The sequence below is a fragment of the Novosphingobium sp. BL-A-41-Hi4A-0G genome, from assembly GCF_055521735.1.
Window position 1 is genome coordinate 3192001 of the sequence record NZ_CM145501.1, and the last position, 14302, is coordinate 3206302.

Annotated in this window: 9 protein-coding genes; 3 read left to right on the forward strand and 6 right to left on the reverse strand. The window is 63.1% G+C overall.

The annotated features are described in order from the left end of the window. Positions 1 to 7 precede the first annotated feature (7 nt). The 6 genes from rplL to ACZ1JX_RS15495 form a co-directional block, all read right to left on the reverse strand. On the reverse strand, positions 8 to 379 hold the full coding sequence (rplL, locus tag ACZ1JX_RS15470; protein WP_144904696.1) for a 50S ribosomal protein L7/L12: 372 nt from the start codon (positions 377 to 379) through the stop codon (positions 8 to 10). Positions 380 to 442: 63 nt separating this feature from the next. Continuing rightward, positions 443 to 955, reverse strand: coding sequence for a 50S ribosomal protein L10 (gene rplJ, locus ACZ1JX_RS15475; RefSeq protein ID WP_144904697.1), 513 nt, complete (start codon positions 953 to 955; stop codon positions 443 to 445). 288 nt (positions 956 to 1243) lie between these two features. Continuing rightward, entirely contained in the window at positions 1244 to 1471 is a 228-nt protein-coding gene (locus ACZ1JX_RS15480; RefSeq protein ID WP_465124403.1) for a helix-turn-helix domain-containing protein, read from the reverse strand. Continuing rightward, the gene (locus ACZ1JX_RS15485; RefSeq protein ID WP_465124404.1) at positions 1471 to 2001 is read right to left on the reverse strand and encodes a DUF2975 domain-containing protein; all 531 of its coding nucleotides are present in this window, start codon (positions 1999 to 2001) and stop codon (positions 1471 to 1473) included. The genes ACZ1JX_RS15480 and ACZ1JX_RS15485 overlap by 1 nt, the downstream gene beginning before the upstream one ends. A gap of 28 nt (positions 2002 to 2029) precedes the next feature. Next, complete coding sequence (locus ACZ1JX_RS15490) at positions 2030 to 2176, reverse strand: hypothetical protein (RefSeq protein WP_465124405.1); 147 nt, start codon at positions 2174 to 2176, stop codon at positions 2030 to 2032. Between the two features lie 214 nt (positions 2177 to 2390). Further along, positions 2391 to 3110, reverse strand: a complete 720-nt coding sequence (locus tag ACZ1JX_RS15495) for a hypothetical protein (RefSeq protein ID WP_465124406.1) — start codon at positions 3108 to 3110, stop codon at positions 2391 to 2393. 636 nt (positions 3111 to 3746) lie between these two features. On the opposite strand from ACZ1JX_RS15495, the gene rpoB reads away from it, so the two are divergent. The 3 genes from rpoB (at position 3747) to ACZ1JX_RS15510 (ending at position 14276) form a co-directional block, all read left to right on the forward strand. After that, positions 3747 to 7922: a DNA-directed RNA polymerase subunit beta gene (rpoB, locus tag ACZ1JX_RS15500; protein WP_465124407.1), complete on the forward strand. Its 4176-nt coding sequence runs from the start codon at positions 3747 to 3749 to the stop codon at positions 7920 to 7922. A gap of 90 nt (positions 7923 to 8012) precedes the next feature. Beyond that, positions 8013 to 12296 (forward strand): DNA-directed RNA polymerase subunit beta', encoded by a 4284-nt coding sequence (rpoC, locus tag ACZ1JX_RS15505; RefSeq protein ID WP_465124408.1) that lies wholly within the window; start codon positions 8013 to 8015, stop codon positions 12294 to 12296. Between the two features lie 177 nt (positions 12297 to 12473). Continuing rightward, entirely contained in the window at positions 12474 to 14276 is a 1803-nt protein-coding gene (locus tag ACZ1JX_RS15510; RefSeq protein WP_465124409.1) for a methyl-accepting chemotaxis protein, read from the forward strand. Positions 14277 to 14302: the final 26 nt, after the last annotated feature.

The following is a 14302-nucleotide window of genomic DNA, read 5'->3' on the forward strand; positions in this document are numbered from 1 at the left end:
AAGAAGATTACTTGATTTCGACGGTGCCGCCGGCTTCTTCGATCTTCTTCTTGATGTCTTCGGCTTCAGCCTTCGACACGCCTTCCTTGATCGCCTTGGGAGCCGATTCAACGAGGGTCTTGGCTTCGGTCAGGCCGAGCGAGGTGATCGCGCGGACTTCCTTGATGACCTGGATCTTCTTGCCACCGTCGCCGGTGAGGATCACGTCGAATTCGGTCTTCTCTTCAACCGCTTCGGCAGCAGCAGCAGGAGCTGCAGCGACGGCAACGGCAGCAGCGGCGCTGACGCCCCATGCTTCTTCGAGAGCCTTGGCAAGGTCAGCGGCTTCGAGGACGGTCAGCTTCGAAAGTTCTTCAACGAGCTTGGCGATATCGGCCATGGTATTTCACTCCTGATTTGGTGGCGTCCGGCGACTGCGCCGCCGGGCGGAATTCGAACAATCTTATGCGGCTTCCTTGGCGTAGGCGCCGAAGACGCGAGCCAGCTTGGCTGCCGGAGCAGTCGTGAGCTGGGCGATCTTCGTGGCCGGAGCCTGGATGAGGCCGATGAGCGTGCCGCGCAGTTCGTCGAGGCTGGGCATGGAGGCGAGCGCCTTGACCCCGGCTTCGTTGAGAACCTGCGAACCCATTGCACCACCGACGATTTCGATCTTGTCGGTGGTCTTGGCGAACTCGACCACTGCCTTGGCGGCAGCAACCGGATCGACGGACGCAGCGATTGCGGTCGGGCCGGTGAACAAGTCGACCAGACCTTCGTAATCGGTGCCCGTGGCGGCAAGCTTGGCAAGACTGTTCTTCGCAACCTTGTAGGTCGCGCCCGCTTCGCGGATCTTGTTGCGCAGGGCAGTGGACTGGGCCACCGTCATGCCGAGGTTGCGGGTGATGACCACCGCGCCGGCCTCGTTGAAGACACCGCTCAGGAAGGCGACCGATTCGGCTTTCTGCGAACGATCCATGCCTAACTCCTTCACAAATGACCGAACCGGATACCGGTGCGGTCGGCTACGTTTGTCGATGGCCCGAAGACCACCGGCGAGTCCGTGACAAGGGAAGGAGATGCGCCCGAAGGCGCGGGAGGCGCCACGTTCCATCGAGGAGCGAGGGGCCAGAAACTCTTTTCCCCGTCTAGGTTGGAGATTAAGTGCGGACGAATTCCGCACACCAACTGTCTCGGACGGATGATCGGCAAAACCAAAAGAGGCCCACCGGTCGGGGCGGGCCTCTGGCGGATTCGGCTCTGGAAGTCAAGCTTCGGGGGTGTCTGCCCCTTCCGCCTCATATCCCAGCACGTCCCCGGGCTGGCATTCCAGCTCCCGGCAGATCGCTTCGAGCGTGGAGAAGCGGATTGCCTTGGCCTTGCCGGTCTTGAGGATCGAGACGTTGGCCAGCGTCAGGTCGATGCGGTCGGCCAGCTCGGTCAGGGTCATGCGGCGGGCGTGGAGCAGGTCGTCGAGTTTGACATTGATCGGCATCACACGGTCCCTTCCAGCTCTTCGCGCATCTGCGCGCCGGTGCGGAACACGCGGGCCAGGATGAACAGGACCAGCGCGAGCAGCAGGCCATTGGTCGAGAAACCGGCATCGATGTTCACTGAACCGGCATCTCCGGTCGCCTCTTCGAGCATCGACCCGATAATGCCGACGGGCAGCGAAATCGCCTGGATGGCCACGGAAAGCCAAGCCATCACCCGCAGGCGCTCGGCATTGAGAGGCGTGAACGGATCGCCTTCCTCGACCGTCCTGACGATGGCGCGCAGCTTCTCGACGAAGCGATAGCTGGCGGCGAGCATGACAGCGACAATGGGCAGCATGGCGAGAATGAGCCAGTAGCTCGATGGATCGGCGCCATTCTCGACCAGTTCGGCAACGACCCTGCCGTGCATGGCGGCAACGGCGACGACGCCAATGCCGACGCCGACTATGCCGATCACGATCATTACCATCATGAAGGTGAGCAGGGCCTTGGCAAATCCCAGCAGCGGATCGGTTCGAAGTGTGGACATCTGGATACCCTCCTGTTGTGCGAGACGGTCAGGCAGCCAGCGGGAGCTGGTAGGTCGCCATGACCGGACCATCGGCGAGAGCAAGCGATGCCGTGTCCACCGTCGGCAGCCACAGCGTGGCAGCCAGCAGCAGCGAGAGGATCGCGGCGGCGGTCTGGGGGATGAAGCGGGGCATTGATCGTTCTCCGATATGGTCGATATCGAAAGTCAATAAATCCGATTCGCCTTATCGTCAATCAATAATATTGAAAAACGATATGTCCCTTATCGTTTCCCGAATGAGGCTTTGCTGGAGGCGCAAAAAAGGAGCGGTCCTGTCCTGGAGGGTGGACGGGACCGCTCCCCTTCACCGCGACGTGGCGGACGGGTGAAGTATGCTTACTCAAGCCTCAGGCATGGGCGTACTCCGGCCTAACATCTGAATGCTCCGGGGCGACGTGCGTCGAACTGGTCGCAGCCATTGGTACATCGCTGCGTGCGGCCATCGACTGCACCATGATGCGGGCGCGACGGCGGCGAGCCTTGCGCGAGGTGAACGGATTTGCCGCATCGGGCGGCGAGGCGACGATGCGTTCTATCAGTGCTTCGCGTTCTGTCGGCGTTGCCATCCGGGCGGGCGTCACGCCAAACGTCGGCTCGGTCGGGCGCGGTTGGGCGAAAGGTTCGCAGATCCGACGCTCCGGTCCACTTGCCGGACGCGTAACGACGGGCGGCACGAAGTCCACGTCTTCCTCATAGGGGCGGCGGCGACGGCGCATGGCCAGTGCCGCGCCACCCACGACGAGCAGGGTCGCTGCAGCGCCGACCGGCACGGCCCAATCGTTATCGGAATTGTCCTGCGCCACTGCCGGAGTCGCTGCTGGCGGGGGCGCAGCAGGCACCTCCTCAGCCACCGGTGCCGGTGTGGCAGGTTGTGCGACAGGAGCCACCGGCGCGCGCGCTTCGTTCGAAGGGGCAGTCGAAGGTGTCCCCGCTCGCGTGGTTGCGCGCCGCGTCGGCGCGGTTTCCGCGCGGACAGGGGCAGCTTGGGCTGGCGCCGCCGTTGCCGGTGTCGCGAGGGGCTCCGGCGCGACTGTCGGGATGACGATCGTCGGGGCCGCCGATGGCATGGCCAAGGTTGGCGAAGGAGTCACAACAACAGGTGCGTCCGTAACGGGCACGGTCACGTCCTGTGCATGCGCCATTCCTGCAGAAAGCATCAGCATGGCTGAAATCGCCATGGTGTTGCGGGGCGATATGGTGTGGAGTCTGGTCATGTCCGGAAAACGCGACGAAATGCGATTCGGGTTCAGTATTGTCGACGAAGCGAGCCGTTGATGCCCGTGAGCTGCAGTCATTTGCGAACTGCGCAAGATTGTTTCATCTATTCTGAACATCGATTCATCGCAGTGATGTATTTCTTGCGGGCTTGTACCAACCTTAGGCTTTGCAAAATGGTGATGCGGACCAAGCTATCCGGACTGTGGTGCAAACCGGCGATGTCTGCGCCTTTGACTTAATAGACCCGCGCTCCTATATGGCGCTCACGTCTGACGCTTCGAGCAAGGCCGTCCCATGCGCAGGGGATGGCTCGGGAAGGAAGCGGAAGGGCTATCCATCTGACGCAAAAGGCTGCGGGCCATGGCTTCCGTTGAACGGGGTGCTGTGCGCTGTGCGGCCTTTTCCCGTTTGGTGGCGCACCCCTTGCGTGTGGCAGGATTTTCGCCGGTTTTCCGGCAGTTTTTGAGAAGAGGCTCGTAACCTTTATGGCTACCAAGGCGACGTCTACCAAGGCGCCCGGCCGTCCCGGCGTGAAGAAGCGGATCCGCAAGATCTTCGGTGACATCCACGAAGTCGTGCAGATGCCCAACCTGATCGAGGTCCAGCGCGAATCGTACGAGCAGTTCCTCCGCTCCGATCCCGCCACGGGCTACGTCTCGGGTCTGGAAAAGACCCTGCGTTCGGTCTTCCCGATCCAGGACTTCGCCGGCACCGCCAGCCTTGATATCAAGGAGCGCGACGGTTACGTTCTCGAAGCGCCGAAGTACGACGTGAACGAGTGCCGCCAGCGCGGCATCACCTATGCTGCCCCGATGAAGGTGACGCTCAAGCTCGCCACGTTCGAGGTTGACGCCGAGACCGAGACCAAGTCGCTCATCGATATCAAGGAGCAGGACGTCTACATGGGCGATATCCCGCTCATGACCGAGAACGGGACGTTCTTCATCAACGGCACCGAGCGCGTGATCGTCTCGCAGATGCACCGTTCGCCGGGCGTGCTGTTCGACCATGACCGCGGCAAGACGCACTCCTCGGGCAAGTACCTCTTCGCGGCCCGCGTGATCCCCTACCGTGGTTCGTGGCTCGATTTCGAATTCGACGCCAAGGACATCGTCAACGTCCGTATCGACCGCAAGCGCAAGCTGCCGGTCACGGCGCTGCTGCACGCGCTCGGCCTCGATGACGAAGCGATCCTGCACCACTTCTACGACACCGTGAACTGGGCGCGCGCCGAAGGTGGCTGGAAGGTGCCCTTCGTGCTCGAGCAGTGGCGCGGGTCGAAGCCGATGTTCGACATCGTCGATGCCAAGTCGGGCGAAGTGATCTTCCCCGCTGGTCAGAAGATCAGCCCCCGCGCTGCCAACAAGGCGGCCAAGGACGGTCTCGAAGCCCTGCTCATCCCGACCGAGGAAATCTTCGGCCGCTACGCCGCGCGCGACCTGATCGATGAATCGACCGGCCGCATCTGGATCGAAGCCGGTGACGAAGTCAGCCCTGAGAATCTTGACCTGCTCGACAAGGCCGGGATCGACACGCTCGAACTGCTCGACATCGACCACGTCTCGACAGGGCCCTGGATCCGCAACACCCTGAAGGCCGACAAGGCCCCGGATCGCGATCACGCTCTGGCCGACATCTACCGCGTCATGCGCCCGGGCGAGCCGCCGACGCGCGAAACCGCCGAAGCGCTGTTCGACGGCCTATTCTTCGATCCTGATCGCTACGACCTCTCGGCCGTCGGTCGCGTCAAGCTCAACATGCGTCTGGGCCTCGATGCCGAGGACACCATCACCACGCTGCGCACCGAGGACATCCTCGCCGTGGTCAAGGAGCTGGTGAACCTCAAGGACGGCAAGGGCGAAGTCGACGACATCGACAACCTCGGCAACCGTCGCGTGCGTTCGGTGGGCGAACTGCTGGAAAACCAGTACCGCGTCGGCCTGCTGCGCATGGAACGCGCCGTTAAGGAGCGCATGTCGTCGGTTGACGTTTCGACCGTCATGCCGAACGACCTGATCAACGCCAAGCCGGCGGTTGCTGCCGTGCGCGAGTTCTTCGGTTCGTCGCAGCTCTCGCAGTTCATGGACCAGACCAACCCGCTGTCGGAAGTGACGCACAAGCGTCGCGTCTCGGCGCTCGGGCCGGGCGGTCTCACGCGTGAGCGCGCAGGCTTCGAAGTCCGCGACGTTCACCCGACCCACTATGGCCGCATCTGCCCGATTGAAACGCCCGAAGGCCCGAACATCGGTCTGATCAACTCGCTCAGCACCTTTGCGCGCGTCAACAAGTACGGCTTCATCGAAACGCCGTACCGCAAGGTCATCGACAACAAGGTCACCGGCGACGTGATCTATCTGTCGGCGATGGAAGAGCAGAAGCACACCGTCGCGCAGGCTTCGGCCGAACTGAACCCGGACGGTTCGTTCGTCGAGGAACTCGTCTCGGCTCGCCAGAACGGCGAATTCGTGATGAGCCCGCGCGATCAGGTCACGCTGATGGACGTTTCGCCCAAGCAGCTCGTCTCGGTTGCCGCCTCGCTCATTCCGTTCCTGGAAAACGACGACGCCAACCGCGCGCTCATGGGCTCGAACATGCAGCGTCAGGCCGTTCCGCTGATCAAGGCGGATGCGCCTTTCGTCGGTACCGGCATGGAAGAAACCGTGGCGCGCGATTCGGGCGCCGCGATCTCGGCGCTGCGCTCGGGCGTGGTCGACCAGGTCGACGCCACCCGTATCGTGATCCGCGCTTCGGGTGACATCGAACCCGGCCAGTCGGGCGTCGACATCTACCGCTTGCAGAAGTTCGAACGCTCGAACCAGTCGACCTGCATCAACCAGCGTCCGCTGGTGAAGGTGGGCGATCTGATCGAGAAGGGCGACATCATCGCAGACGGTCCCTCGACCGAGTTCGGCGAACTGGCGCTGGGCCGCAACGTGCTCGTCGCGTTCATGCCCTGGAACGGCTACAACTACGAAGACTCGATCCTGATCAGCGAACGCATCGTCAAGGAAGACGTCTTCACCTCGATCCACATCGAGGAGTTCGAAGTCATGGCCCGCGACACCAAGCTCGGGCCTGAAGACATCACCCGCGACATCCCGAACGTGGGCGAGGAAGCCCTGCGCAACCTCGACGAAGCGGGCATCGTCTACATCGGCGCGGAAGTTCACCCCGGTGACATCCTCGTCGGCAAGATCACCCCGAAGGGTGAATCGCCGATGACGCCGGAAGAGAAGCTGCTCCGCGCGATCTTCGGTGAAAAGGCCAGCGACGTGCGCGACACTTCGCTTCGCCTGCCCCCGGGCGTTGCCGGCACGATCGTCGACGTTCGCGTCTTCAACCGTCACGGCATCGAGATCGACGACCGTACCCGCGCCATCCAGAACGAGGAAATCGAACGCCTCGCCAAGGACCGCGAGGACGAGCGCGCCATTCTCAACCGCGCAACCTTCAACCGCTTGCGTGACATGCTGCTCGGACAGGTTTCGGCAGCTGCGCCCAAGGGCATCAAGAAGGGCGAAGTCATCGACGAGCAGGTGCTTGCCGATGTCGAGCGCTACGAATGGTGGAAGTTCGCCGTTGCGGATGACGCGCGCCAGCAGCAGCTGGAAGCGGTCAAGGCGCAGTACGATACTGCGGTGAAGGCGATCCAGGAGAAGTTCGAGGACCGCAAGGAAAAGCTCGAGCGTGGTGACGAACTCGCCCCCGGCGTGCTCAAGATGGTCAAGGTCTTCGTCGCGGTGAAGCGCAAGCTGCAGCCGGGCGACAAGATGGCCGGCCGTCACGGCAACAAGGGCATCATCAGCCGCATCCTGCCGCAGGAAGACATGCCGTTCCTCGAGGACGGTACGCCGGTCGACTTCGTGCTCAACCCGCTGGGCGTGCCTTCGCGCATGAACGTCGGGCAGATCTTCGAAACGCACCTTGGCTGGGCCGCTCGCGGCCTTGGCAAGCGCATCGGCGCGGCTCTCGACGCATGGCGCGAGGCCAACCCGAACCCCGAAGCCGGCCAGCCGCCGGAAGCGGTGCGCGAGCTGCTCAAGGAGATCTACGGCTCGAACTACACCGACGAGATCGACGCCCGCAACGACGAGCAGATCATCGACTTCGCCCAGTCGGTCCGCCTCGGCGTGCCGATGGGCTCGCCGGTGTTCGACGGCGCGGTCGAGAAGGACGTGACCGACATGCTCCGTCTGGCAGGGCTCGATGAATCGGGTCAGGTCACGCTCTATGACGGCCGCACCGGCGATGCGTTCGACCGCAAGGTGACCGTGGGCATGAAGTACGTGCTCAAGCTGCACCACCTTGTCGACGACAAGATCCACGCACGTTCGATCGGGCCGTACTCGCTCGTCACCCAGCAGCCGCTGGGCGGTAAGGCGCAGTTCGGTGGCCAGCGCTTCGGCGAAATGGAGGTCTGGGCGCTCCAGGCCTATGGCGCGGCCTACACGCTGCAGGAAATGCTGACGGTGAAGTCGGACGACGTGGTCGGCCGCACCAAGGTCTACGAAGCGATCGTCAAGGGCGACGACACCTTCGAGGCCGGCATTCCCGAAAGCTTCAACGTGCTCGTCAAGGAAATGCGCTCGCTCGGCCTCAACGTCGAACTGTCGTCGATCGACGACACGGATGACGACGGTCTCGCGCAGGCGGCGGAGTAAGGATCATGGGCGGCGGCTCGTCCGCCGCCCTCCCCTTCGCAAAGAAATTCACGTCCAACGCCTCGTCATGAGGCAAGGGAACGGCACCAAATGAACGACCTGACCAAATTCACCAACCAGATCGCCAAGCCCGAGACTTTCGACCAGATCCAGATCGGTCTGGCGAGCCCCGAGCGCATCCGCAGCTGGTCCTTCGGCGAGATCAAGAAGCCGGAAACCATCAACTACCGCACGTTCAAGCCCGAGCGTGACGGCCTGTTCTGCGCGCGCATCTTCGGCCCCGTGAAGGACTACGAGTGCCTGTGCGGCAAGTACAAGCGCATGAAGTACAAGGGCGTCGTCTGCGAAAAGTGCGGCGTCGAAGTCACAGTCACCAAGGTGCGCCGCGAGCGCATGGGCCACATCGAACTGGCAGCGCCTGTCGCGCACATCTGGTTCCTCAAGTCGCTGCCTTCGCGCATCGGCCTGCTGCTCGACATGCAGCTCAAGATCCTTGAGCGCATCCTCTATTTCGAAAGCTACGTGGTCACAGAGCCGGGCCTGACCCCGCTCGAAAAGTACCAGACGCTGACCGAGGACGAACTGCTCGACGCGCAGGACGAGTATGGCGAAGACGCCTTCTCGGCCGGCATCGGTGCCGAGGCCGTCAAGCACATGCTGATGAACCTTGATCTCGAGCAGGAGCGCGATGATCTGATGGAAGAGCTGCGGACCACCAAGTCCGAGCTGAAGCCAAAGAAGATCATCAAGCGCCTCAAGGTCGTGGAATCGTTCATCGATTCAGGGAATCGCCCCGAATGGATGATCCTCGACGTCGTGCCGGTAATCCCGCCCGAACTGCGCCCGCTGGTGCCGCTCGACGGTGGCCGCTTCGCGACCTCGGACCTCAACGACCTCTACCGTCGCGTCATCAACCGCAACAACCGCCTCAAGCGCCTGATCGAGCTGCGCGCGCCGGACATCATCGTCCGCAACGAAAAGCGCATGCTGCAGGAAGCCGTTGACGCGCTGTTCGACAACGGCCGCCGTGGCCGCGTGATCACCGGCGCCAACAAGCGTCCGCTGAAGTCGCTGTCCGACATGCTCAAGGGCAAGCAGGGCCGCTTCCGCCAGAACCTGCTCGGCAAGCGCGTCGACTATTCGGGCCGTTCGGTCATCGTGACCGGTCCCGAACTCAAGCTGCACCAGTGCGGCCTTCCGAAGAAGATGGCGCTCGAACTGTTCAAGCCGTTCATCTACGCGCGTCTTGATGCCAAGGGTCTGTCGATGACCCTGAAGCAGGCCAAGAAGTGGGTCGAAAAGGAACGCAAGGAAGTCTGGGACATCCTTGACGAGGTGATCCGCGAACACCCGGTCATGCTGAACCGTGCGCCTACGCTGCACCGTCTTGGCATCCAGGCGTTCGAACCGGTCCTCATCGAAGGCAAGGCGATCCAGTTGCACCCGCTCGTCTGCTCGGCCTTCAACGCCGACTTCGACGGTGACCAGATGGCCGTCCACGTGCCGCTCTCGCTGGAAGCCCAGCTTGAAGCGCGCGTGCTGATGATGTCGACCAACAACATCCTCTCGCCCGCCAACGGCAAGCCGATCATCGTGCCTTCGCAGGACATGGTTCTCGGTATCTACTATCTGTCGATGGACCGTGCCGGTGAGCCGGGCGAAGGCATGATGCTGGCCGACATGGCCGAAGTGCACCAGGCGCTGGAGGCCAAGGCCGTCACGCTGCACTCGAAGATCATCGCCCGCGTCCCGCAGACCGACGAGGACGGCAAGCAGTACCTCAAGCGTTTCGAAACGACGCCGGGCCGCATGCTCATCGGCGAATGCCTGCCCAAGAGCCACAAGGTTCCGTTCGAGATCGTCAACCGCCTTCTGACCAAGAAGGAAATCGGCGACGTGATCGATCAGGTCTATCGCCACACCGGCCAGAAGGACACGGTGCTGTTCGCCGACGCCATCATGGCGCTGGGCTTCCGCCACGCGTTCAAGGCCGGCATCTCGTTCGGCAAGGATGACATGATCATCCCCGACAGCAAGGATGCGCTGGTTGCCGAGACCAAGGAACTCGTTGCCGACTACGAGCAGCAGTACCAGGACGGTCTCATCACCCAGCAGGAAAAGTACAACAAGGTGATCGACGCCTGGAGCCGTTGCGGCGACCAGGTGGCGAACGCCATGATGGAAGAGCTGAAGTCCTCGCCGATCGATCCCGAGACCGGCCGTCAGAAGCCGATCAATGCGATCTACATGATGTCGCACTCGGGCGCTCGTGGCTCCCCGGCGCAGATGAAGCAGCTTGCCGGTATGCGCGGCCTGATGGCCAAGCCTTCGGGCGAGATCATCGAGACCCCGATCATCTCGAACTTCAAGGAAGGTCTGACCGTCCTTGAATACTTCAACTCGACCCACGGCGCTCGTAAGGGCCTCGCGGACACCGCGCTCAAGACCGCGAACTCGGGTTACCTGACCCGTCGTCTGGTCGACGTGTCGCAGGACTGCGTCGTGATCGAGGAAGACTGCGGCACCGAACGTGCGCTGGAAATGCGCGCGATCGTCCAGGGCGGTTCGACCATTGCCTCGCTTGGCGAGCGCATCCTTGGCCGTACCCTTGCCGAAGATCTGATCGAGGCGAAGTCGGGCGAAGTGATCGCGCAGAAGGGCGAACTGCTCGACGAAGCCGCGATCGCCAAGATCGAGGCTGCTGGCGTGCAGTCGGCCCGCATCCGCTCGCCGCTGGTCTGCGAAGCCCAGCAGGGCGTCTGCGGCAAGTGCTATGGCCGCGACCTCGCTCGCGGTACGCCGGTCAACATCGGTGAAGCTGTCGGCGTCATCGCCGCGCAGTCGATCGGTGAGCCGGGCACCCAGCTGACTATGCGTACCTTCCACATCGGTGGTGCGGCGCAGGTCAACGAGCAGTCGCACCTCGAAGCGATCTCCGATGGTACCGTGGTCTATCGCGACATCCCGACGATCACCGACAAGCGCGGCCGTCGTCTGTCGCTGGCCCGCAACGGCGAAATCGTGGTCATGGACACCGAGGGCCGTGAGCGCGCCATCCACCGCGTGCCTTATGGTACCCACCTGCTGCACGAGAACGGTGCGATCATCTCGCAGGGCGACCGCCTTGCCGAGTGGGACCCGTTCACCCTGCCGGTGATCACCGAAAAGCCCGGTATCGTGCGCTATCAGGACCTTGTCGATGGCAAGACCCTGACCGAGGCGACCGACGAAGCCACCGGCATGTCGAGCCGCGTCGTCACCGAGAACCGTGCCGCCGGCCGGGGCAAGAAGGAGGACCTGCGTCCTCGCCTGACCCTGCTCGACGACGATTCGGGCGAAGCTGCACGCTACCTGATGGCGCCGGGCACGACGCTCTCGGTCGAGGACGGCCAGCGCGTCGAAGCGGGCGACATTCTCGCCCGTGCTTCGCGCGAAGCCGCCAAGACCCGCGACATCACCGGCGGTCTGCCGCGCGTTGCCGAACTGTTCGAGGCCCGCAAGCCGAAGGACAACTCGATCATCGCCAAGATCGCAGGGCGCATCGAATTCGTGCGTGACTACAAGGCCAAGCGCAAGATCGCGATCATCCCGGAAGAGGGTGAACCGGTCGAGTACCTCGTGCCGAAGAGCCGCGTGATCGACGTGCAGGAAGGCGACTACGTCAAGAAGGGCGACAACCTGATCTCGGGCTCGCCTGATCCGCACGACATTCTGGAAGTGATGGGCGTTGAGGCCCTGGCCGAATACCTCGTTGCGGAAATCCAGGAAGTCTACCGCTTGCAGGGCGTGAAGATCAACGACAAGCACATCGAGGTGATCGTTCGCCAGATGCTGCAGAAGGTCGAGATCACCAACGGTGGCGACACCACCCTGCTGCCGGGCGAACAGGTCGACTACGAGGAAATGCTCGAGACCAACGCGAAGCTCGAAGAGGGCATGCAGCCCGCCGAAGGCAAGCCGGTCCTGCTCGGCATCACCAAGGCCTCGCTGCAGACGCGTTCGTTCATCTCGGCCGCGTCCTTCCAGGAAACCACCCGCGTGCTCACGCAGGCGGCCGTGGAAGGCAAGAAGGACTCGCTGATCGGTCTCAAGGAGAACGTGATCGTCGGGCGTCTCATCCCCGCCGGTACCGGTGCGGGCATGAACCGCCTGCGTGTCGCCGCCTCCTCGCGCGATGCCGCGCTGCGTGCGTCCTACCGCAAGCTCCAGGAATCGCTGATCGCTCCGGCGACGGCAGCCGAAGAGCATGCGGCAGAACTGGCGCAGGGTCCCGAAGCCGCCATCGGTGACGATCCGCTGGCAGCGGTCGAGGGTGAAACCCATGGGCTCGACGCAGACGCCGGTGACTACCTGATCGAAGGCGATGAAGCGTAAGTTTCACTGCCCCGATTACAAGTAACGCAAAACGAAAGGCCCCGCTGGAACAATCCAGCGGGGCCTTTTTTATGCAATTCTGCGACAATTCACCGTAAACATCACTATACTGCACCACCGGCCAAATTAACCCGGCTGCTTCATGCCATATCCACTACAGTCATGAGGAGCACCGGCATGATCAGCGAGCAGACCTCGCGTGGCGCCAGACTGGTCGTGGGTCTGATACTGGCCGCGATCGTAATCGTGAGCGTTGCCGTCAGCTATATCCGCTTCGGCGGACCGCTGCATCGCCAGAATCTGCTGCAGGACGAGCTGCTGGCCGACATCCTTCCGCCGCCGGCCTTTGTCGTCGAACCATACCTGCACGCAACGTGGGTCCTGACCGATCCCGGCCATGCTGCCCGCGCGCGGGCAGAGCTTGTCGAGGAGCGCACCCTGTTCGATCAGCGCAAGGCTTACTGGAAGACCGCGCCGATCCCGGAGGAACTGCGCGGCGAAGTCGATGCAACCATCGGGACCGCCGACGCGTTCTGGGCGGCCATCGACAAGCGCTATCTCCCTGCTCTTGATGCCGGCAATCTCGAGGTGATGAAGCAGGTCCACCACGACGAGCTCGCACCCGCCTACCAGAAGCAACACGACGCGGTGGAGCGCCTGGTCGAACGATCGACAGCTTACCGCACGTCGCTGATGGAACACGCAGATCGACTGGTCCTTGGCATGATCGTCGCCTTTGCGGTGATCGCGCTTGCTGTTTTTGCCATCATCCTCCTTGCCGTCCGGATGGTCCGCCAGCGCATCGTCACGCCGCTCGTCGAAACGGCGGAGACCATGCAGCGCATGGCGGACGGCGACTACCGGAGCGAAGCCAGCGGAGCCGATCGCAATGACGAGATCGGCGTCATGGCCCGCGCGATCGCCGTCTTCCGCAGCAATGGCCTTGCCCGCCAGAAGGCTCAGGAAGAGCAGCAGGCCGTCGTCGCGGCGCTCTCGGCGGGGCTTGACTGCATGGCCCGGCAGAACCTCGAATATCGCATCGAGCAGGCATTTCCCGAGGGCTACGAGGAACTCAGGACGAACTACAACAGCGCGGTCGAGTCCCTCGCATCGGCCATGCGCACCGTGCGGGTCGGCGCGGCCAGCGTGCTGACCTCGATCGCAGAGATCCGCGACGCCAGTGACGACCTTGCCCACCGCAACGAACAGCAAGCCGCGAGCCTCGCGCAGACGGCATCAACCATGCAGAGCGTCACCGGCAGCGTGCGCGAGACTGCGCTGGGGGCAAGGAACGTCCACGGTGCGATCAACTCCGCGCATGGAGAGGCAAGCAGCGGCGGGGAGGTGGTGCGTCAGGCCGTAGCCGCCATGGCTGCGATCGAAGCCTCGGCGCAGGAGATCGGCAGTATCATCTCGGTCATCGACGGGATTGCCTTCCAGACAAATCTTCTCGCGCTCAACGCCGGAGTCGAAGCGGCCCGCGCCGGGGAATCGGGCAAGGGCTTTGCCGTCGTCGCGACCGAAGTCCGTGCGCTCGCCCAGCGCTCGGCGGAAGCTGCGCAGAACATCAAGACGCTGATCGAAAACAGCACCAGCCAGGTCGGCGAAGGCGTCCGCCTCGTCGGCGAGACCGGCACCCGACTGACCGGCATCGTCGACCAGATCGCAGCGGTCGACGTGCTGGTGTCACAAATCGCCCAGTCCGCTGCGCGACAGGCGGAAAGCCTCGAGCAGGTCAACGCCGAAGTCGCCGCCATGGACCGGATGACGCAAGCCAACGCGGCGATGGTCGAAGAATCGTCCGCCGCCACGCGCAGCCTGTCAGCCGAAGCCGAGCGCCTGACCACTCTGGTTTCGTCGTTCCGGACGCGTGATGTCGATCATCGCCCCGGCCAGGTCAGCAACCCGCAGAACCTGCGCCGGACCTCTGCCCTCCAGACCGAACGCGCCATGCCTTCCGTCGTCCGATACGGGACATGACGCAAGAAAGGCCGGATGCTCCCACG

Excerpts from the sequence above, each read along its gene's own strand:
- rplL (WP_144904696.1), bottom strand. The coding sequence starts at position 379 with ATGGCCGATATCGCCAAGCTCGTTGAAGAACTTTCGAAGCTGACCGTC.
- rplJ (WP_144904697.1), bottom strand. The coding sequence starts at position 955 with ATGGATCGTTCGCAGAAAGCCGAATCGGTCGCCTTCCTGAGCGGTGTC.
- ACZ1JX_RS15480 (WP_465124403.1), bottom strand. The coding sequence starts at position 1,471 with ATGCCGATCAATGTCAAACTCGACGACCTGCTCCACGCCCGCCGCATG.
- ACZ1JX_RS15485 (WP_465124404.1), bottom strand. The coding sequence starts at position 2,001 with ATGTCCACACTTCGAACCGATCCGCTGCTGGGATTTGCCAAGGCCCTG.
- ACZ1JX_RS15490 (WP_465124405.1), bottom strand. The coding sequence starts at position 2,176 with ATGCCCCGCTTCATCCCCCAGACCGCCGCCGCGATCCTCTCGCTGCTG.
- ACZ1JX_RS15495 (WP_465124406.1), bottom strand. The coding sequence starts at position 3,110 with ATGCCATCGGCGGCCCCGACGATCGTCATCCCGACAGTCGCGCCGGAG.
- rpoB (WP_465124407.1), top strand. The coding sequence starts at position 3,747 with ATGGCTACCAAGGCGACGTCTACCAAGGCGCCCGGCCGTCCCGGCGTG.
- rpoC (WP_465124408.1), top strand. The coding sequence starts at position 8,013 with ATGAACGACCTGACCAAATTCACCAACCAGATCGCCAAGCCCGAGACT.
- ACZ1JX_RS15510 (WP_465124409.1), top strand. The coding sequence starts at position 12,474 with ATGATCAGCGAGCAGACCTCGCGTGGCGCCAGACTGGTCGTGGGTCTG.